This window comes from Gemmatimonadota bacterium, from assembly GCA_022560615.1.
Lineage (GTDB): Bacteria > Gemmatimonadota > Gemmatimonadetes > Longimicrobiales > Gaopeijiaceae > UBA1138.
On the sequence record JADFSR010000001.1, the window covers coordinates 1 to 20,065 of the forward strand.

General features: G+C 65.5%; 18 protein-coding genes. 11 read left to right on the plus strand and 7 right to left on the minus strand.

The window, feature by feature from the left end:
• The first annotated feature begins 114 nt into the window (after positions 1-114).
• Both IIB36_00005 and IIB36_00010 read left to right on the plus strand, forming a co-directional pair.
• Positions 115-1,029 (plus strand): heme A synthase, encoded by a 915-nt coding sequence (locus IIB36_00005; GenBank protein MCH7530124.1) that lies wholly within the window; start codon positions 115-117, stop codon positions 1,027-1,029.
• A 15-nt stretch (positions 1,030-1,044) separates the two neighbouring features.
• Positions 1,045-1,953 (plus strand): DMT family transporter, encoded by a 909-nt coding sequence (locus IIB36_00010; protein ID MCH7530125.1) that lies wholly within the window; start codon positions 1,045-1,047, stop codon positions 1,951-1,953.
• A gap of 10 nt (positions 1,954-1,963) precedes the next feature.
• On the opposite strand, the gene IIB36_00015 is transcribed toward IIB36_00010, so the two are convergent.
• Together IIB36_00015 and IIB36_00020 are read right to left on the minus strand one after the other, a co-directional pair.
• Positions 1,964-2,809 (minus strand): HAMP domain-containing histidine kinase, encoded by an 846-nt coding sequence (locus IIB36_00015; GenBank protein MCH7530126.1) that lies wholly within the window; start codon positions 2,807-2,809, stop codon positions 1,964-1,966.
• Between the two features lie 75 nt (positions 2,810-2,884).
• The gene (locus IIB36_00020) at positions 2,885-3,562 is read right to left on the minus strand and encodes a hypothetical protein (GenBank protein ID MCH7530127.1); all 678 of its coding nucleotides are present in this window, start codon (positions 3,560-3,562) and stop codon (positions 2,885-2,887) included.
• A gap of 330 nt (positions 3,563-3,892) precedes the next feature.
• On the opposite strand from IIB36_00020, the gene IIB36_00025 reads away from it, so the two are divergent.
• Genes IIB36_00025 through IIB36_00035 form a run of 3 tightly spaced genes read left to right on the plus strand, consistent with a single transcriptional unit; the run spans position 3,893 to position 6,392 of the window.
• Complete coding sequence (locus tag IIB36_00025) at positions 3,893-5,011, plus strand: thiamine pyrophosphate-dependent dehydrogenase E1 component subunit alpha (GenBank protein MCH7530128.1); 1,119 nt, start codon at positions 3,893-3,895, stop codon at positions 5,009-5,011.
• 60 nt (positions 5,012-5,071) lie between these two features.
• Entirely contained in the window at positions 5,072-5,701 is a 630-nt protein-coding gene (locus IIB36_00030) for a sigma-70 family RNA polymerase sigma factor (GenBank protein ID MCH7530129.1), read from the plus strand.
• Between the two features lie 22 nt (positions 5,702-5,723).
• Positions 5,724-6,392 (plus strand): hypothetical protein, encoded by a 669-nt coding sequence (locus IIB36_00035; GenBank protein ID MCH7530130.1) that lies wholly within the window; start codon positions 5,724-5,726, stop codon positions 6,390-6,392.
• A 33-nt stretch (positions 6,393-6,425) separates the two neighbouring features.
• Here IIB36_00035 and IIB36_00040 read toward each other — a convergent pair whose 3' ends face one another.
• A complete protein-coding gene (locus tag IIB36_00040; GenBank protein ID MCH7530131.1) occupies positions 6,426-6,917 on the minus strand; it encodes a hypothetical protein in 492 nt (163 codons plus the stop codon).
• 125 nt (positions 6,918-7,042) lie between these two features.
• Between IIB36_00040 and IIB36_00045 the strand changes: the two genes are divergently transcribed.
• Both IIB36_00045 and IIB36_00050 read left to right on the plus strand, forming a co-directional pair.
• The gene (locus IIB36_00045) at positions 7,043-7,360 is read left to right on the plus strand and encodes a hypothetical protein (protein ID MCH7530132.1); all 318 of its coding nucleotides are present in this window, start codon (positions 7,043-7,045) and stop codon (positions 7,358-7,360) included.
• Positions 7,361-7,366: 6 nt separating this feature from the next.
• On the plus strand, positions 7,367-8,743 hold the full coding sequence (locus IIB36_00050) for a dipeptidase (GenBank protein MCH7530133.1): 1,377 nt from the start codon (positions 7,367-7,369) through the stop codon (positions 8,741-8,743).
• On the opposite strand, the gene trpE is transcribed toward IIB36_00050, so the two are convergent.
• Positions 8,740-10,236 (minus strand): anthranilate synthase component I, encoded by a 1,497-nt coding sequence (gene trpE, locus IIB36_00055; GenBank protein ID MCH7530134.1) that lies wholly within the window; start codon positions 10,234-10,236, stop codon positions 8,740-8,742. The two genes, IIB36_00050 and trpE, sit on opposite strands and share 4 nt — an antisense overlap.
• A gap of 10 nt (positions 10,237-10,246) precedes the next feature.
• Between trpE and IIB36_00060 the strand changes: the two genes are divergently transcribed.
• Positions 10,247-12,241, plus strand: a complete 1,995-nt coding sequence (locus IIB36_00060) for a hydantoinase/oxoprolinase family protein (protein ID MCH7530135.1) — start codon at positions 10,247-10,249, stop codon at positions 12,239-12,241.
• Positions 12,242-12,353: 112 nt separating this feature from the next.
• Positions 12,354-14,669 (plus strand): DUF2723 domain-containing protein, encoded by a 2,316-nt coding sequence (locus IIB36_00065; protein MCH7530136.1) that lies wholly within the window; start codon positions 12,354-12,356, stop codon positions 14,667-14,669.
• On the opposite strand, the gene IIB36_00070 is transcribed toward IIB36_00065, so the two are convergent.
• Positions 14,666-15,628: an ornithine cyclodeaminase gene (locus IIB36_00070; GenBank protein MCH7530137.1), complete on the minus strand. Its 963-nt coding sequence runs from the start codon at positions 15,626-15,628 to the stop codon at positions 14,666-14,668. The two genes, IIB36_00065 and IIB36_00070, sit on opposite strands and share 4 nt — an antisense overlap.
• 88 nt (positions 15,629-15,716) lie before the next feature.
• Between IIB36_00070 and IIB36_00075 the strand changes: the two genes are divergently transcribed.
• A complete protein-coding gene (locus IIB36_00075) occupies positions 15,717-16,901 on the plus strand; it encodes an FAD-dependent oxidoreductase (GenBank protein MCH7530138.1) in 1,185 nt (394 codons plus the stop codon).
• On the plus strand, positions 16,894-17,157 hold the full coding sequence (locus IIB36_00080) for a hypothetical protein (GenBank protein MCH7530139.1): 264 nt from the start codon (positions 16,894-16,896) through the stop codon (positions 17,155-17,157). The genes IIB36_00075 and IIB36_00080 overlap by 8 nt, the downstream gene beginning before the upstream one ends.
• Positions 17,158-17,175: 18 nt before the next feature.
• Here the strand turns inward: IIB36_00080 and IIB36_00085 are convergent, their stop codons facing one another.
• A complete protein-coding gene (locus IIB36_00085) occupies positions 17,176-17,493 on the minus strand; it encodes a hypothetical protein (GenBank protein ID MCH7530140.1) in 318 nt (105 codons plus the stop codon).
• Between the two features lie 75 nt (positions 17,494-17,568).
• Positions 17,569-20,016 (minus strand): hypothetical protein, encoded by a 2,448-nt coding sequence (locus IIB36_00090; GenBank protein MCH7530141.1) that lies wholly within the window; start codon positions 20,014-20,016, stop codon positions 17,569-17,571.
• Positions 20,017-20,065: the final 49 nt, after the last annotated feature.

The following is a 20,065-nucleotide window of genomic DNA, read 5'->3' on the forward strand; positions in this document are numbered from 1 at the left end:
GAGCGCGGCATCGTCTCGCTCGAGTCGTACCGCCAGCAGGTCGAGGCGGGCGTGGCCGCGGATACCGCGTCCGAGCCTTCAGTCCGGGAACCGGTGGCTACGGGCTAGCCCCAGATGCTTCACAGGCGTGCGTTCACCGTGACCGTCGCGTGGACTCTCCTCCTGTTGTATCTGGGGAGCGTCGTGCACGCGACGGAGTCGAGCCTGGCCTGCCCTGATTGGCCCACATGTTTCGGGACCATGCTTCCCGTGATGTCGGGCGGCGTCTTCTGGGAGCACCTCCACCGCCTCGTCGCGGGAGGGCTCCTGCTCATGTTCGGTCTCGCGACCTGGCTGGCCAGAAAGGAAACCGCCGACCGCCCGTGGATCTTCAAGGCCTGCCTGGCGGGCATGACTCTACTCGTCATCCAGGCAGTGGTAGGGGGACTCACCGTCATCTACCGGCTGCCGGACCTCGTCTCGACCACCCACCTGGGCTTGGCCCTGCTCTTTCTCGTGTTGGCCACGGTCCTCGCGTCGGCGACGAGCTGGTCACGGGAAGCGTCACCGCTGGACGCCGGGGTCGCGAGCCGGGTGACCAAGTTCGCCACAGCAGTAAGCGTCCTAGTCTTTCTCCAATCCGTGATCGGTGGCCTCGTTCGCCACACGGACGCGGGCATGGCATGTCCGGACGCCCCACTCTGTCTCGGCCGGCTCGTTCCGCCGCTCGTGAACATGCCCATCGTTCTCCACTTCGGGCACCGGGTGGTCGGGATGCTCGAGCTCGTAGCGATCGTGTGGCTCGCGATCTGGGTCGTGCGCCAGGGCACGACCGCCGCCATACGTACGTGGGCGTTGCTCGCTGCCGGTCTGGTCGTCGCCCAGGTGTCACTGGGCTTTCTCTCGGTACTCACGGTGCTGGCCGTGATCCCGGTCTCCTTCCACACGCTGGGCGCGGCCGCTCTGCTCACCGCCCTCGTGCACTTGGCGACAGTCACACGTGTCGCCGCCAGGACGCCCACGCGGGCTCCACAGACCCAGGTGGCCTGAGCTTCTCGTGGAGCGGTGAGCGAGAGTCCTGCCGGAGGTCGCTGGCTCGGGTACCTGGAGGCGATCGTAGCGGCGTGCCTCTGGGGGTCCTCCGGCATCTTTGCGGTGCACCTCTTCCGCATGGGTGTGCCGCCCGAGAGCGTGGCTCTGCTTCGTCCAGCGGTCGGCGCGCTGGTCTTGGTCGCCGTGTTCGGGGTCCTACGCCCCGCGTCGCTGCGCGTCAGCCGAAGCGGGCTTCTCATTCTCGGGCTCGGAGGCGGCGTCGCGGTCGGCATCTTCCAGTTGGCATACCATCTGTCGACCGATGCGGTCGGAGTGCCCACGACGGTTGCGCTGCTGTACTTGGCACCGGCGGTCGTGGTTGCCGCGGCAGGGCCACTCTTGGGCGAGTGGCCTACCCGTACTCGGGCGGCGCTCGTGGTCGTGACCCTCGTCGGCGTCTGGCTCTCCGTCGCGGGCGCCGATGACGTGCCCGCGGTTTTCGGTTCGGTCGGACTGGCCTGGGGAGGGCTGGCTGGCCTCAGCTATGCCGCCTACACGCTCTTCGGTCGCTTCGCGAGCGCGCGCTATGGCGCCGTGCCGACTGTGGTCTACAGCACGATCGGCGCGTGCGTCATGCTCACCGCGACCCTCCTGTCCACCGAGGGCGCAATCGAGCTTCCGGACACAGCGACCGCGTGGGGGCTGATCATGGTCTTCGGCGCCACCACGATCGCGCTCGCGCAATTCCTATTCTTCGATGCATTGGCGAGGATCGAGGCGAGCCGAGCCTCTCTCGCGACGGCGATCGAACCGGTCGTGGCTGCGATCCTCGCGACGCTACTTCTGGACCAAGGTCTGCGGTCCGTGGGTTGGATTGGAATCGCATTGGTGGCCGCAAGCGTTGTCGGCGTGGGAGTGACAGGGCGCCGCGCTGGTCCCTAACCGGCCCAGCTCAATTACTCTCGAACGATACCTCGACCTCAGCGCCACCCTCCGGGGCGTTGCGAAGCTCCACGCGTCCACCCATGCCTTCGATGAGCGTGCGTGCGTGGGGCAGACCCAGCCCGAGCCCCTCCTTCGACGTCGAGTAGAACGGGTCGAACGCCCGCTTGAACGCCTCCTCCGTAAAGCCCTCGCCGCGGTCTCGCACGGTGACCAGAACACGACCGTCGACGGCCTGGACCGTAACGTCGACCGTCGCACCTCCTCCGAAGCGGCCGGCGTTGTGGAGGATGAGGTACAGGCTGTCCATGAGCACCTGGGCATTCACCGTGGCGCGTACCGAGGCTTCGGCCAATTGGATCCGGACTGCCAGGTCCTGGTCAGCAGCAAATTCGCGAGCTACGTGCTGCACGAGCGGCACGAGGTCGCGGACTTCGCTCTCGCCGGCGGGCTCCTCCAGAAAGAAGTTCAAGTCCTCGAGGGCGCCGAGCGCGCGCTGGATGCGTTCACGCAGCTCACCAGCACGTGCCTCGCGACCTGCGCCCGCGAGCGGAACGCGCACGCTCGCATCCAGGAACACGCTCACGCGTCCGATCGCTTCTTTCAGAGCTGCCCGTCGCTCGGTCTCCCGAGGGGCCCAGCCTTGCTCCAGCGCAGCGTACAGCTCTTCCTCCGGCGAGCCGGCGGCGGCCTGAGGGCGTCGACCCCGACGGATGGCGTCGGCCGCTGCAGTGAGGCGCCGCTCTGCCTCAGCGCGCCCCTCCCCGACTCCCGCCGAATGTGCGCCGGAGCGTCCCAACAGAAAGCCCGCAACGCCGAGCACGACCCCAATGGCGATTCCGATCCCGATCTCCATGCTGCTCCAGTACGATTGAAGCGGACCCCGTCAGACCCCCAATAGCTCCGCGAGCATCACCATATGACCCCTTCTCTACCGTTCACCAGCCTCCACGCGCTCGGAGGAGTCCGCCTCTGACTGTATGTCCTCGGCCGGCTCGTCGATGAACATCCCCTCCCATCGACACTGGTCGTCGCCGCGGGCCTGGCACAGGGTGTGTTTCACTTGGACCACGCCTCCTCCGGTTTGCTCGAGGATCTCCTGGCAGAAGCCGGACAGGAAGTGACACGCCTCTCCTCCCGGATCACTCTCGATAAAAACGAGCGCTCTCCCTTCCACGGAGAATGGGCCTCGGCCGAAGCCTCCGACGCGGCGGCCGAAGAGTCGTTTGAGGCGCCGCTTGACCCTCCCACGTGCCACAGCGTATTGAACGCGCTGAGGCACGACTCGCGTCCACCGGCTCGGGCGCTCCATCGAAGCGAGGAGCCGCCCGGCACCGTAGAAGACCTCTTCGCCGTCAGGTCGCCGGATGATCAGCCGGAAGAGGTCCAGGACCTCCGCATCCGCGAGGCGAACCCCCTTCTTCACATCTCTCTGATAGGTACGGATCTGTCGGCCGACCACGTCGCTCAGGCCCAGCCGGCGAGGCATGGTTTGGGTCGGATCTTCCGCCTCTAGGATCTCGCCAGGGAGGTCCTGATCTCGGAGCATCTCGAGCAGACGCAATCCGACGATGGCTTGGACGCGTCGTGTTGGGGTGGAGACAGTCAACTCGCTCCCGGCCTTGTGGGGGGGCACTCGGAACCAATCTCACAGCGCTCGAGCCTCGCTGCAACGCACGGCTTTCATGGATGGCCAACGTTTCTTGAACAACGTACCAATTTGAGAGTGACACCCCGACGTGTGCGCGGTATATAGGAGGTACGTTCGGAACCTTGGTTCCGAGTTGATGCGTGAGCGGGGCGAGTGCAGAGCTTTCTCGTGGCCCACCCTGGGGGGGCTAGTTCTTCGTGCCATTGAGAGTCTTTGCCTCCCCCGCTTTCGCTTGCGCGAAGGTCCCGGCCCGTACCGCGCCACCTCCGCTTCCGGTAGCTTAGCGGCATGAAGCGCTATCCAGCATTCGATCCTCCCGAATACGTCGACTGGACCCCCGATCCGGCGCTGGTCCGCTCGTTCGCAGAGCGCCTTCAAGCCGACGCCGATCGCAGTCGGATCGTGGCGCAACTGGGCGAAAACGACCTGGTCGCGATGTACCGAGATTTGCTGCGCACTCGACTTCACGACATCGGGCTCAAGCGATGGGTCCACACTGGCATCATCTCCAAGGCGTGGCTCGGCACCGGCGAAGAGGCGGTCACAGTAGGCTCCGTGAGCGCGCTCGCTCCGGCAAGGGACGTGGTGAGCCCGATGATTCGCAACGCGGGCGCCCTACACATGATGGGCATGCCGTTGTCGGACATGTTCCGCGGGTACCTGTCCACCAGCGACTCTCCGAGTCGTGGGCGTGACCTGCACATCGGCGACCTGCCCAACGGCATCATCCAACCGATCAGCCACATGGGAACGAGCGTCACGATCATGGCCGGCGTCGCTCTGGCCGCGGTCAGTCGAGGAGAGGACCGAGTGGCCCTCACCTGGGTCGGCGACGGAGCCACCAAGACCGCCGCTTGTCACGAAGGCATGAACTTCGCAGCAGTGCAGAATCTCCCGGTCATCTTCGTGATTCAAAACAACCAGGTGGCTCTCGGAACCCGCATCGAGCAGCATGGTGCCGGCGATCTGCACGACTGGCCGGCGATGTACGGGATCGAGCATTGGATCTGTGACGGCAACAACGTTCTCGACGTGTTCGCCGCCACCCGGATCGCCGCGGAAAGGTGCCGGGCGGGCCAGGGGCCGGCGGTTGTCGTGGCCGACACCTTCAGGATGGGCGGCCACGCCACCCACGATGAAAGGGAGGCGAGGGACACCTTCGCGCCCGAGCTGTTCGCGGCTTGGGGCCGACGGGATCCTATCGGCCTCTTCGAGGCTTACCTGGAAGAACACGGTATCGGAACCGAGACGCTGCTGACCATCGAAGCTGAGGTGACGGACGAGATCGAACGCGCGGCGGCGGAAGCTCTCGCTTCCCGCGACCGGATTCCAGCACCGGAACAGGCTCTCTACGAGGGCTTTTCCGAAGGAGGGGTCCTGATCGGCCTGGAAAACAGGCCGATCTGAGGTATCTTCAGTACAGAAATGAGAATGATTCTCGACTAGCGACTGAGAAGCCCCGGAACAATGGTCAACGCCGACCCCAAACAGCTCCGTGAATTCCTGCAGGCCACACCGCTGGAGGATCTCACCGACGAGCAGCTGGTCACCGTGCATCTGGACGGACGTCCTGGCGCGTTCCAGCGTCTGTACGATCGGTACCGGGACCGGCTCATCCACTTCATCACGCGCAAGACCGGTGATGGCGATCGGGCGCAGGACCTCGTGCAAGAGGCGTTCATCAGAGTGACGAGGCACCTGCATCGTTTCGACACGTCGAAGAAGTTCTCGACTTGGGTCTATACGATTGCGAGCAATCTCTCCAAGAATGAACTGCGCAACCGTTCCAGAAGCCCACTCGTGCTCTTTCAGAGGCTCACGAGCAATTGGGATGACGACCACCGTCCTCTGCAGTTCGAGGACTACTCGATGCGCCCGGACGACCTCTACCGGAAACGGTTTCTACGGCGACTCGTCGAAGACACGGTGAAGGAGCTGCCGGAGCACCATCGTCTCGTCTTCCGCCTTCGCGAGCTGGAAGGGAAGAGCTACGAGGAGATCTCTCAGATAACGGGAGTGAACCTCGGAACGGTGAAGAGCCGCCTGCACCGCGCGCGGAACTCGTTCGCCCAACGTATCGAGCCCTTCCTCAACTGAAGCGCCCCCATCTGACAGGGCAATGTTCGAAAATTTGAGATCCGCGTTCCGCGAAGCGTACGAGAACTTCAACAAGGAGCTCAACCGGGAGCATGTTCCGGAGACGGTCAATCGCCTGATCGGTGGCATGGTCGACGAGATCACCGACGTGAAGGCCGAGATCGGCAACCTCGAGAGCCAGATCAGAAAAGCTCTGGCGGAGGCCGAGAAGGAGAAGGTCCAGGCTGCGACCTGTCGGCGACGCGAGAAGATGGCCCGCGGGATCCGCGACTCCGAAACGGCGGACGTCGCCGCTCAGTTCGCCGAGAAGCACGAGGAACATCAACAGTTGCTCGAGCAGAAGGCGAAGGCACTCAAGGCCGAGCGCGACTTCCGTCGAGAGGAAGTCGAAGAGATGATGGCGAAGGTCAAGGAGGCTCGGGCCAAACGTGACTCGCTGTCGGCTACTGCCGGCCGGTCGGGCGCACGCGAGTCGATATCGGCGGCGGACGAACTCTTCAGCGAACTCGACCGCATGGCCGGGAAGATCGACGATGCGCACGCCAAGGGTGAGGCGGCCGAAGCGTTCTCGAATCTGGACCTGGGTCCAGAGCAGTCGGACTACCACATCGACCTGAACGAGGCGCCGCCACCGGAGCCGGACTACGACGCGCGCCTGGCAGAACTCAAGCGCAGGATGGGCGAGGGCTAGCCCAGGGCTAGTCCAGTCTAGCGGCCCGGGCTGCTAAGGCACCTTGCCGGCGAAGTCCCTCAAGAAGAGCAGCCCCGCACACTCGCCGGCCAAGAAGAGGATGTCCTCCCGGATGCTCGCGGAGAGTTCGCCAACCCTCTTATCACCGCCGTCCACTGCCAGGTGCCAGATTCGGTCCCCTCGCGCACCGAGGAAGATGGTGACGCCCTCAGCTCCGTAGTCGTGCAAGGCGGGCGGCTCACCGTCCTCCGACAGCGGAATCGCGTCTTGGTCGATCTCCAGCCGTGCGGGATCTTGACCGAGGTCGAGGACGAGAAACGCGTGAGGAGCATCATCTCCAGAAGTGTCGCGCCACACGATCGCGCCGCGCTCACCTTGTGTCAGGTAGATGGTTCGCCACAGCGGTAGGGCGAACCGAGACTGTTCACCATCCGCGCCCCAAAGCGCGAACGCTCCCCGTGCAGGCTCCTCCCCCTTCGATTCCCGCTTGAGATACTTGGTCAGGTCGATGATCTCATCGCTCATTAGACCAAGAAAGGGCGACCCGCTACGCGCGTCAACGACCCAAGAAGGCTGCAGCCTTCTTGGGTGCGGTCCGGAGTCTGGCTCTCCCCAGGGGCTTCGGGTAGATTTGCCGGGCCTGAGAAATCATGTGGAAGAGCACGCATTCACGGGGTCAGTGGCGCGAGATGCAGAACTGGATCGGTGTAGCGATTTGGATCGTGATGGGGGCCGTAATCGGTCTTACGATGAAGGCACTCGTCAAGCGGCCCGAGGAAACGCAGGGGCACACCGTTGTGCTCGCCGTGCTTGGCTCGTTCGCTGCGGTCATCGGAGGCATGCTCGGCGTCGGGATCTTCCACCTGTACGAGCCATTGGCGCTGAGCGCAGGAGGGATGGCGGGCGGGGCGGTCTTCTCCGTAGTGATGACGTTCGTCTACCGTTGGGGCATCCGGGGACTGATCTAGAAGTCCGTGTCCGACGCCCTGACTTTTGTCGACACCAACCTCGGACGTTTTCGGGAGGAGCTGTACGACTTCCTGCGCATTCCGTCCATCAGCGCCAAGTCGGAGTACGACGACGAAACGAGTCGGTCGGCGCAGTGGTTGGCCGCGCGTATGCAGGAAGCCGGACTAGAGGTGGAAGTTATGGCCACGGAGGGTCATCCGGTCGTGCTGGGTGAGTGGCGTGGCGCCGGCGCGAACGCTCCGACCGTGCTCGTATACGGGCATTACGACGTGCAGCCACCGGAGCCGCTGGAGCTCTGGACCTCGCCTCCTTTCGAGCCCACCGAACGCGAGGGCCGCATCTACGCGCGCGGCTCAGCGGACGATAAGGGCCAGCTCTACATGCACGTGAAGGCGTTCGAAGCCCACCTCGCCACGAGCGGTTCGCTGCCTGTCAACGTCCTGTTGCTCGCCGAAGGCGAGGAAGAGGTCGGCTCGCCGAATCTCGTCCCGTTCGTCGAGGCTCACTTGGAACGTCTCGCGTGTGACGTCGTGGTCATCTCGGACACGGGCATGTTCGCCGAGGGGCTGCCTTCCCTCCTCTTCTCGCTGAGGGGCCTCGCGTACTTCGAGATCCACGTGCGCGGCGCCCGTAGCGACCTGCACTCGGGCGAATTCGGTGGCGCTGTGACGAATCCCGGCAACGCGCTGGCGCAGATCATCGCCTCTCTGCACGACGATCAACGCCGTGTCGCGATACCGGGCTTCTATGACGACGTCGTCGACTGGGACCCCGAGACCCGCGAGCAGATCGCCGCGCTTCCCCACTCGGACGACGAGTTCCGGGAAGCGCTCGACGTCGTCGCTCTCGGGGGCGAGGAGGGCTTCAGCACGCTCGAGCGTCTGTGGATCCGACCGACATGCGACGTCAACGGCATGCTGTGCGGCTATACCGATGAGGGCGCGAAGACCGTACTGCCGAACCACGCAATGGCCAAGGTGAGCTTTCGCCTGGTTCCGGATCAAACGGACGCCAAGGTAAGAGAGCTGCTGGAAGCGCACCTCCGCAACGTCACCCCTGACGGCGTGACTGTGGAGTTGAAGGAACTTCACGGCGGTCGCCCTTGGAAGGCGAGCATCGAGGGTCCGTACTTCGAGGCAGCCGCCGACGCGCTGGAGGAAGCGTTCGGCACCAAGCCAGTGCGCATGGGTGGCGGCGGTTCGATCCCGATCGTCGTCGAGTTCGAAGAGCGTCTCGATGCTCCTGCACTCCTCCTGGGCTTCTCGCTCCCCGGGTGCAATCTGCACGCTCCCAACGAGTGGCTTTCCGTCGAGAACTTCGAGAAAGGAATCTGCGCGCTGGTGCTGCTCTATGAGAAGCTGGGCGCGCAGGCCGGACACTAGCTTTCGCTCACCATCGCCACGGCCCGGAGTAGCGCTCGCGCCTTGCTGAGCGTCTCCTCGTACTCTCGCGACGGGTCGCTATCGGCAACGATACCCGCGCCCGCCTGCACGTAGGCATTCCCATTCGTTACGACCAAGGTGCGGATGGTGATCGCGGTATCCATGCTCATGCCCCCGTAGTTGAAGTGGCCGACTGCCCCGCCGTATGGACCGCGCCGCACCGGCTCCAACTCGTCGATGATCTCCATGGCGCGCACCTTGGGAGCGCCCGACAGCGTCCCCGCTGGGAAGCACGCACGGAACACGTCGATCGCGCCGAGCCCAGACCGCAGCTTACCCTCGACCTGACTCACGAGGTGCATCACGTGCGAGTACCGCTCCACGACCATCAGCTCCGGCACCGTCACGGAACCATACTCGGCGACGCGACCGACATCGTTGCGCCCCAGGTCCAAGAGCATTCGATGCTCTGCGAGCTCCTTCTCGTCGTGGAGCAAATCCTCCGCCAAGGCGCGTTCTTCTTCCGGCGTTCGACCGCGGGGCCGTGTCCCTGCGATGGGTCGAACCGTGACGGTCGAGTCTTCGACCCTCACGAGCACCTCAGGGGACGCGCCGACGAGGCTCACACCGTCCAGCTCTAGGAAGTAGAGGTAGGGCGACGGATTCAGGCTCCGCAGTGCCCGGTAGACATCGAAGGGAGTCGCCTGCAATCTGATGCCGAGTCTCTGGCTGAGCACGACCTGAAAGACATCTCCGGCCCGGATGTACTCACGGATCCGCTCCACGCCGTGCTCGTATTCCTCCCGCGTCGACGCGCTTTCGAAAGGAGGGTCCACATCGGGCTCGTCTCCCAACGCGAGCGGTGGGGGCCCGGGCCCTGAAGCGAGGCGGTCGATCACGTCCTTCGTCTTCGTCGATGCGTCTTCGTAACGAGTCCTCAGCTCCTCATCGGAGAGACCACTCTCGACTGGCACTGCCGCGATCGCCATCGCTCGTCCATGGAGATTGTCGATGGCCAGGACGACGTCCGTGAAAAGGAAAACTCCGTCAGGAAGACCCAAGTCGTCCTCCGGCGCGTTCGGAAGATTCTCGATCTCACGGACCACGTCGTAGGAGAAGTACCCGACCGCGCCGCCCCAGAAGCGCGGCAGACCCGGCACCTCGGCGGGGACCCGCGCACGCAGGCGAGCATCCAAGTCGTCGAGCGGATCGTCTACCTCGACCGCGCTCCAGCCTCCCCCAGGCGTCCACCACGAAACCGCGCCGCGGTGAAGTCTCCACGCGCCCGCCGGACGGGTTCCCAGAAACGAATATCGGGCCCATTGTTCGCCGCCCACTACGGACTCGAGCAGGAAGGCGAAGGGCGGTTCCGCCAGCTTCGAGTAGGCGGTCACCGCGGTGTCGACGTCGAATAGGAACTCGCGCCAGACGGGCACCAAGCCGGCCACGCCGGCGAGGGCCTTGAACCGATCGAACGAAGGAAGGATCTGCATGAGCGCCCCAATGTCCGCACGCGCCTCGACAGCGTCAACGGCCCTCTTGGCGGTCGACACGGGCGGCACATTCACCGACCTGGTGCTGCTTAGCGAGGGCAGGATCAAGACGCTCAAGGTGCCCTCGACGCCGGACGATCCTGCTCAAGCCGTTCTCGACGGCATCGCGAAGATCCTGGACGCGGACGAGCCGTTCTCTCTCCTCCACGGGTCCACCGTTGCGACCAACGCCCTCCTTGAACGTCGTGGGGCCAAGGTCGTGCTCGTCACGAACCGGGGCTTCGAGGACGTCATCGAGATCGGACGCCAAAACCGGCCGCAGCTGTACGCGCTGGTCGGGCACAGGCTTCCCCCACTCGTCGACAGGAATGACCGCCTGGGCATCACAGGTCGCCTCGGCCCGCGCGGCGAGTTGATCGAAGCGCTCGACGACTCCGAGCTTGCCGGCCTCACCGATCGCATCCTCGCGCGCGGGGCCGACGCGGTAGCGATCTCGCTGCTTCACTCGTACGCGAACCCGAGCCATGAAGAAGCGGTCGCACGCGCGGTCGAGGCGACCGGTTTGCCCCTCTCGGTCTCGTGTCATCTGGTTCCGGAGTTCCGCGAGTACGAGCGCACATCCACCACGGTCGTGAATGCCTACGTCGCACCGATCATGAGCCGATACCTCGGCCGCCTGTCCGACGAAGCGGGCGCCGAGCGGGTCACGATCATGGGCTCGAACGGGGGCACGATTCCTGTCGATCGAGCGCGCAGGGAGCCGGTGCATACCGTCCTGTCGGGACCGGCAGGCGGGGTTGTGGGTGCGCTCACCTGGGCACGTCGCTCAGGTCACGACCACGTGATTTCGTTCGACATGGGGGGCACGTCCACCGACGTGTCTCTGTGTCCGGGTCGGCCACTCCGGACGCGCGAGTTCGAGATCGCCGGGCAGCCGACCGCGATTCCCGTCATCGACATTCACACCGTCGGCGCGGGGGGGGGATCCCTGGCACGGCTCGACGCCGGTGGTGCGCTCCGCGTCGGTCCACAGAGCGCGGGCGCGCAACCCGGGCCTATCTGCTACGGGCGCGGCGGTTCCGGCATCACCGTGACGGACGCGCACGTATGGCTCGGCCGGCTGCCGGCTGACGCCTTCCTGGGCGGTACCGAGGCGTTGGATCGAGAAGCGATCCGGGCGCCCCTGGAGGCGATGGCGGCACAACTGGGCACAGACGTGGACGACGCGGCCGAAGGCATCCTGGCGGTCGCCGATACGGCGATGGAGCGGGCGCTACGCGTGATCTCTGTGGAGCGTGGCTACGACCCGGCAGACTTCGCCGTTGTGGCCTTCGGCGGCGCCGGGGGCCTCCACGTGGCCGAGTTGACTCGAAGGCTCGGGGCCTTCAAGGCGATCGTGCCGCCAGACCCGGGGCTACTGTCCGCGTACGGCATGCTGGCCTCACCCGTGAGCCGTGAGACCGCACGCACGGTCCTGCTCTCCGCAGATGCCGACGACACGCAGAGGTCTCTCGACGCGACTCTCGCGGAGCTCGAAGGCCAGGCGCGCTCGGAGATGCTGGACGAGGGCGTCTCGGAAGGAGATCTCACCGCAGAGCTCTGGGTGGACGCCAGGTACGCCGGACAGAGTTTCGAGCTCAGGGTACCTGCATCGGATTGGATCCAGCGCTTTCACAACGCCCACGAGGAGCGGTACGGACACAGACGGGAGACCGCTCCGGTCGAAGCCGTCACGCTCCGGGCCGTCGTCACTGCGCCACCGCCTCCCGTGCACGTGACTCGACTTCCCGACGCGGAGAGGCCCGTCCAGAGCGCATCGACGCAGGTCGCCTTCGCTGGAGAGCGCATCGAAGCATCCCGCGTGTGGAGGCACCAACTCGGAGCTGGTCACGAGTTTGTCGGTCCGTTCGTGGTCCAGGAATACAGTGCTACGACGTGGGTCCCGCCGGGTTGGCGAGTCGAAGTAGACCCGTGGGGGTGTCTACACCTCACGCCTCCCGAGTAGCGTAGCAAGCCCCACCGCGACCGCTGGCTGCTTCCCCGCGCGACGCCGGTCGCGGGTTATCTTTAGGGCTGCGTGCAACGCAGCCGGCACGAAAGCGCGACTGATAAATGCGATGAGCAATGAGACAGCGACCGTGAATCGTGGCGGCGGCGCCGCCCGAAACGACGCTGAGTTGCGCCCTCCATACTGGGAGGCCGCGCTCGCTGGCTTGTTCGTATTCGCGCTCTACGCGCTGACGCTCTCGCGCACAACCGCGTTCTGGGACGCGAGTGAGTACATCGCCACGGCGCATATCCTCGGGATCCCGCATCCACCCGGCAATCCGCTCTTCGTCGTGCTCGCTCGCTCGTGGTCCGTGTTACTGGCTCCTCTGGGCCTGCCGGTAGCCGTACGTATCAACCTGTTCAGCGCGCTCATGAGTGCGGGTGCACACGCGATGTGGTTCCTCGTCGTGCACCACATCCTGCGCTTCTTCTCAGAGGACCGGCGCTTCCGGATCATCGGCGCGTCCGCGGCGGTGCTCGTCAGCTCGACCGCCTTCACGGTGTGGAACCAATCCAACGTGAATGAGAAGGTGTACACCGTCTCGCTGCTCACCATCGCGCTTCTGTCGTGGTTGGCGTTCCGGTGGCAGGAGCGTCTCGGGCGCGGCAAGGATGACAACCTGCTCATCCTGATGGCCTTCATTCTGGCGCTGAGCGTCGGCAACCACCTCATGGCGTTCTTGGCGGCGCCGGCGATCGGGCTCTTCATCCTCTTCGTGCACCCCCAGACGCTGCTCAACTGGCGCCTGTACGCCGCCGGCAGCGCAGTAGTCATTCTCGGGCTCTCGATCCACCTCTTCTTGCCGATTCGCGCCGGACTGGACCCGGTCATCAACGAGGCGGCTCCGACCTGCCCAAACATCGGCTCGGCGCTTGGCGCGGTCGTCACCTACGGGAAGGCGGGTTGCGCCGCTCTCGCCGAAGCACTCAACCGCACCCAGTACGACAAGCCAGGGCTGCTGCCTCGCCTCGCGCCGCTGTCGTCCCAGCTGGTCAACTATCTACAGTACTTCGACTGGCAGTGGGCTCGCTCGCTCGACGGGACCACGACCGTCTTCGCGAATTTGCGCCTTCCCTTCACGATGCTCTTCACCGGCCTCGGGGTGTGGGGCGCGATCGAGCACGCCCGTCGCGACCGGGCGAGCTTCGTGTTCGTCGCGACGCTTTTCGCGACGCTGACGTTCGCGCTCCTCTACTACCTCAACTTCAAGTACGGCTATTCGCTTCAGGCTCCAGTCCAGGATCGCGACCTTCACGAAGTGCGCGAACGTGACTACTTCTTCGTCGTGAGCTTCTCGGTCTGGGGACTGTGGGCCGGCATCGGCATCGCGACCCTTTGGCGCGAATCGGCACGTGAGATGGGCGTCGGCCTCGCCAAGGCGAGCCCGATCTTGAGCCTCGCGTTGATCCCGCTCGTCTTCAACTTCTCATGGGCGAGCCGGGCGGAGGACTACGCGGCGCGAGACTGGGCCCACAACCTGCTGATGAGCGTCGAGCCGTACGGAGTGCTCTTCACGAACGGGGACAACGACACCTTCCCGCTGTGGTATCTGCAGGAAGTCGAGGGCATTCGCCGAGACGTGACCGTCATCGTAACGTCCTACCTCAACACCGAGTGGTACACGGGTCAGCTCAAGAGACTCACAGCACCCTGCCCCCCTGGGGTCGACCCGTCTTCGGATTGGTCTCGCATCCAATGCCAGCGGCCGTACACGGCAGAGAACACCGACGCTGCATACGTGACGGACCCGAGTCAGGCCGCGGGCAAGATCCCGCTCGTAGTCGACGGGCCAATCCGACCCCCTACCAAGTCGATCATGCCGTTGTCCGACGAGGACATCGAACGCGTCGCTCGCATGGTCGTGCCGATCGAGAACGACAGCCAAATCCAGCTGGGGAACGTGGTCGCGACTCTAGCCGGGGGGTCGGCCCTCATGCCGTGGCAGCAATATGCCCTCACGCTAATCAACGAAGTCATCGACGAACGCCCCATCTATTTCGCATCGAGCGGCAACGCGGCGACGTCACTCGGCGTGAACGGCTATCTCGTTCGCCAGGGGCTCGCGTTCCGGCTCCACAACGGCCCTCTCGAGGATCAAGCGCCGGAGAGGTTCATGCAGATGGAGCCGACACCCTACGCGAACGTCATCGGTGCATGGATGGACCTTCCGCGGACTCGAATACTGCTTGACGATGTCTTCGTGCACCGAACGGGGATCCCCGACGATTGGACCCATTGGCCTGACCTCGCCACGATCGGGATTCCGAACTACTACGCCTGGAGCTACCTGGCTCTGACTCAAGCTGCGATCCAGAACTCCGACGAGGAAGCGATCGAGACGTACCAGGCTCGGGCAGAGGCATGGAGGTTGCTCGGCAGCTAGAGGTCGACGACCAGGCCCCGCCCTTCAGCCTCGGCCGCCGTGAGCACGCGGGCTGCCACGGCGACGTCTTGCACCGCATTCCCGACCGACTTGAAGAATGTGATGTCGGTGTCCGCGGTCCTGCCCTGCACTCGCCCCAGCACGACTTCGCCGATCTCGGCGACGATGACCGTCTCGTCAACGACACCGTCGCGGATCGGGCCAACGATGTCGCCTGCTTCCTCCATCACCGCCTCACGCTGATCGACGATGACCCGGGCGCGGGTCACGAGGGCGGTGTCGACTTCGCGCATGTCTGGCGTGTAAGAGCCGACGCCGGTGACGTGCGTCCCGGGCTCCACCTGGGAACCGTCGAAGACCGGTGTGGAGCTGTTGGTCGCGGCAATGATGATGTCTGCTCCTGCGATGGCCTCGGTCGGATCGTCGACGCGCACCGCGCGTACGCCCGTGACCTCAGCGGCCAGGCGATCCGCTGATGCTCCGCTCGGCGAAACCACCCGTACCTCGGTGATCTCGCGGACGCACCGAACCGCCTCCAGTTGCGTCCGGGCCTGCACGCCCGCCCCGAAAAGCGCCACGGTCTTGGCGTCCCGACGTGCCAACAGATCCGCAGCGAGCCCACCCACGGCCCCCGTACGAAGCGCCGTGAGCCACGTGCCGTCCATGAGCGCCGTGGGACGACCCGTCGGGACATCGAGGACCAACACGACGGCGTGAATCACGGGCAGACCCCGGGCGGAGTTGCCCGGGTTCACCGAGACGACCTTCGCCCCGGCGTTCCCGCTCTCTCGAAGATGGGCAGGCATGAAGAGGCTGACCCCGTACTCGGTCTCCAGCGCCAGGCGAATCGGCACGGTCGCCTCATGCGCCGAGAGCGCGGCGAACGCTTCACGCATCGCGTCGATCGCGGCGGGCATGTCTACACACGCCCGGACATCGTCGGCGGACAGGATTCTGATTTGCATGGCGGTCTGGAGGGGTGCAGGATCTACGCACACATACTATCCACACGCTCCGCGAGCCGCTCGTGACAGTCGGCACCACATCGTGAACGCCACCCCTGGACGAGTCTTGGTCGTCGGGGGCGGTGTCTTCGGAATCACGACCGCTCTCGAGTTGAGTGGCCGGGGGTGGCAGGTGACGGTCCTCGACCCGGGGCCCATTCCCCACGAGGCAGCATCCTCGACCGACGTGAGCAAGGTCGTGCGGATGGACTATGGGTCCGACCGCTTCTACCACGAGCTCGCGGAACTCGCGCTCGAGGGCTGGGATCGCTGGAATCGAGACTGGTCGAGGCCGCTCTACCACGAGGACGGCTTTCTCTTTCTCGCGCCGGCCCTGATGGCCCCGGGAGGGTTCGAGTACGAGAGCTACGAAGTACTGAGGGCCCGGGGCTACACCCCCGAGCGACTGGATGCCCGAAGTGCGGCGCGTCGCTATCCCGAGTGGGACCTCACGCGGTATCCCGACGGCTACCTGAACGCGAGGGCAGGCTGGGCGGAGAGCGGCGCGGTCGTCGAGCGACTCTTGTCACTTTGCAGAGAGTCGGGCGTGACCTTTCTGGCCGGGTCGTTGCGCGAGCTCATGTCACGGGGGTCCCGGGTCCACGGAGTCGTCACGACCGAAGCAGATCGCATCGAGGCCGACCGAGTGGTGGTCGCCGCCGGGGCCTGGACACCTGGCTTGCTGCCGTGGCTCTCGGACGTGCTCTGGCCCACGGGTCATCCCGTTCTCCACTTCCAGCCGGACAATCCGGATTCGTTCCGCGGTGACGGTTTCCCCCCATGGGCTGCGGACATCTCGGGCAGCGGGTGGTACGGCTTCCCGGCGCTCCCTGACGGCCGCGTGAAGGTGGCACACCATGGACCGGGAACTCGCACGCACCCGGATGGCCGCGGGACTGTTGCCGACGACCACGAAGCTCGGACGAGGGACTTCTTGCGTCAGTCGATCCCCGCGCTGGCCGACGCGCCAGTAGTCCATCGACACGTGTGCATGTACTGCGACAGCTTCGACGGCGACTTGTTCATCGCCGCGGACCCCAACCGCGAGGGTCTCGTAGTCGCGAGCGGCGGCAGCGGTCACGGCTTCAAGTTCGCGCCCGCGCTCGGCGCCATCGTGGCGGACGTCCTGGAAGAACGTGACAACCGATTCGCTCTTCGCTTTGCCTGGCGCAGCCTTGGGCAGCTAGCGACCGAAGAAGCCCGTTATGAAGGAGGCCTACGTGAATAGTTACCACCGCTGTGCGAAGTGCGCGTCGGATCACATGTTGGACGGTGCATTCTTCGCCGACCCCGGCGGCCAGCGCGTCGTGGTGGGCGTCGACAGGCACCCCGACTTCGGAGCTCTGGCCCGCAGCGCGAGCACCCAGGTCCACGCAAGCGTCTGCGGCTCGTGCGGATTCGTCGAGCTGTACGCCAACCAGCCGACCGAGCTATACGAGGTCTACTGCAACGCGGCGCGGGCTAGGGAAAGTCGCGCTCGCTGAGGTCCCAGGACCATCCAACTAGCCCAGTCGCGGAATTGTCATGTTGTCCAGGAACAGCCGGTCCTTGGGGGACAACGCGTGGATGCCGTCCGAGTCCACCACCAGAAGCAACCGATGTACTTCCTCCTGGTTGAGAGGATGGAGCTTGGGCAGGGTGATACCGGCCCAGCGCTCTCGATCCTCTTGGTTCCGCACCCCGGCCGAGGAATAGTCTGAGTTCGGGCGCTCAACGCGCCGGGCTGACGCGATCTTCTTCGCGCGCCAATGGCGGTACCAGAGCTTGAAAGCGACGCCGCCGATGACGAGCGCCACGGCGGCTTCAATCCAAATAATCATCACACCAACAGCGTTTAGAGTCACTACTCGGAGGGCCCACAGACACTCCGTACCTACACCACCGTACGACGAGAGCTAGCCCCGAAAGGTTGCGGTTCCACGGGCGGGCTTGGCAGGCGCCCTCAACAAAGTCCTTCCGGGACCCGCAGCGGCCGGCCGCAAAGCCGGTCCAACACCGGACGCCTCGTCTCGAACCTCGAGTATAGAATCGAACAACTCGGGCCGCGCGTCTACCGCCTCCCCACCGCTGAACAGGATCACGCGGGGGATCTCGCTCAACAACGTCTTCGTGAGCACAAGCGTCCTGATTCGGGCCTCGATGTCGAGTCGGTCGAAGGGCTCTGACAGCACGAGGGAGCCGAGCAGCTTCCCGTCCGCTGCCACCAGCGAAGCGGCCGCGAGGCGCACCGCGATGCGGGCGGTCGCCCGGTCCTCCTCCGAAACGAGCTCGAGCACGCCGCGATCTCCATTCAGAACCGCCTGGCCCGCCACGAGCGACACGGTCAGAATCCGGCCACCGGAGATTCGGCACAGGAACCGCGAAGAGCGGTCGAGCAGCAGCTCGGTGGCCCTCGCGGAACGCGCTGAACGCACCCTTCGCAGCGCGTCGACGACCGCGCTCAGCGCGCCGCGGGCCCGAGTCGGCGGCACGGAAACGATCTCCCGCTCGGTGAGCTCGGAGAGGCGCGCGCGCAGCAGCTCGACTCCCTCGGAGCCGGCCTCCAGCGCTGCGTGGAAGCGAAGCGACTTTCCCTCGAGCTCCTGCAGATGCGACGGTTTGGCCTCGAGCTGCTCCCACCTGCTCTTCCACCAGCTCCCATCCTGGACGACCGACTCCCACTCTTCGTTCAGCTCGGCCAGCACCTCCTGGTAGTGGCTCTCGAGCACGCGACCGCACGTCGGGCACGGCGCGTCGGGTCCCGCCGCCTCCATCTTCTTCAGGCGGGTCCGCACCTCGCGGGCACGATCCCGGTAGGCGTTGAGCGTGGTCTCGGCATCCTGGCGTTCACGCAACCAACCCATCGTCGCGACCTCGAGATCTCCGTCGGCCTCCACAACATCGGCCCTGAGCCCGCGGAGGTCTCTCTCCGCGGAACGGAACTCGGCAGCCACCTGTTCCAGGTCGACGCGGACCGCGCCGCGTTCGGGTCGCTCCACGAGCCTAACCGGTGCCACAGGATGGACGGCGGCAATCTCGCCAGCCCTCAATAGCGCGGCGTCCACGGTGGCGAGACCCCGGCTGGCCGCGACCGCTTCTACGGCGAGCGCGATGGTCTCGTCGAGTGTTTCCGCCCCACGCCCGCTCCAAAGCCGTCGCAGCGGTCCGGGAGACCCGTCACCACCTTCCTGCACGAGCAGTTCCTCGACGGCTTGACGCGCTTGGGCTCCTCCCCCAATCACGCCGGTCAGCCCTTTCGGGAGGGACGTGCTGACCCGGCCGACTCCCGGCACGTCCCCGTCGAGGGAGTCGAGAGCCCCGACCGGCTCACGTTCCAGCGTGCCCACGAGATCGTCCGGCACCAGCTCCATGATCACTTTCCGCGTGGCCTCGGCAAGCAGGCCATCCCGCTCGAGCTCGCCTTCGAGCGCATCGCGGAGAAGCCCCGGCGCGTCGAGGGGAAGCCAGGCCGCCGGGGGCACGCGCGGCTCCCTGCCGGCCTCAACGGCGAGGTGAAGAGCGCGCTGTCGCAACCCCGCAAGCTGGTCTCCTTGCAGAGCCAACAGATCCTCGGGAGATGCTCCCTCCAGGCTCAAACGCACGATCTTGCCGTCGATACCTCCAGGAACCTCCGCCATGACCTCCCGCACACGCCGCCGCAGGCGGTCGGCGTCACCCGATACGACTTTGATCGGAGCAAGCGCGACGACAGGCCGGCCGGGAATGGCATGGAAGACGACTTCGTCCCGCTCCAGGTCGACCGTTAGGAATCCCTTCTCGTCCGCAGCCTCGTCCCATGGATCGAGCGCGACGCGCTCCAGCGACCCGGGGTATCGAGCGTTGGCGATCACGTCGCGACGCCGGTGCTCCCCTCCCAACGCGATGTAGTCCCACTCGTCGGGATCGACATGCACGCCCCATTCGCCGGCCGAGTCGGTAGAGCCATGAATCACGAGTAGGTTCCAGCGCATTTTGGGATCAGATTCTGGGACCGCAGCAGGGTGTCGAACGGTGGCCCGGTACGGGACCAAGCAGGCGTGCAGGTCGAGTCGCTCCACAAGGATGGAGCGCGTGAGGCCGGTCGCCGCTTCAACGTTGGGGAAGGTGTCGAGCACCGCGAGCGCACCGGGGTCAGCAGGGCGCCGCGGCGTGTCCCTCGGACCCGAGACCATCAGCACCGGCACTTCCGGTAGCGAGGAGCGAAGCACCTCGAGGCCTCTCGCGAGGGCGACCACCGCGCCCGGCGGCGGGTCGGGTCGGTCGAAGACGTCCCCTGCCACGACGACAACATCCGGCGCGATCCGAACGAGCTCCTGCACCGCTCGCTCGAACGCTGCGGCGACGTCCCGTTCACGTAGGTTCACTCCTCGCTCTACGCGTCCGTATGCGCGAAATCCCAGATGGAGGTCGGAG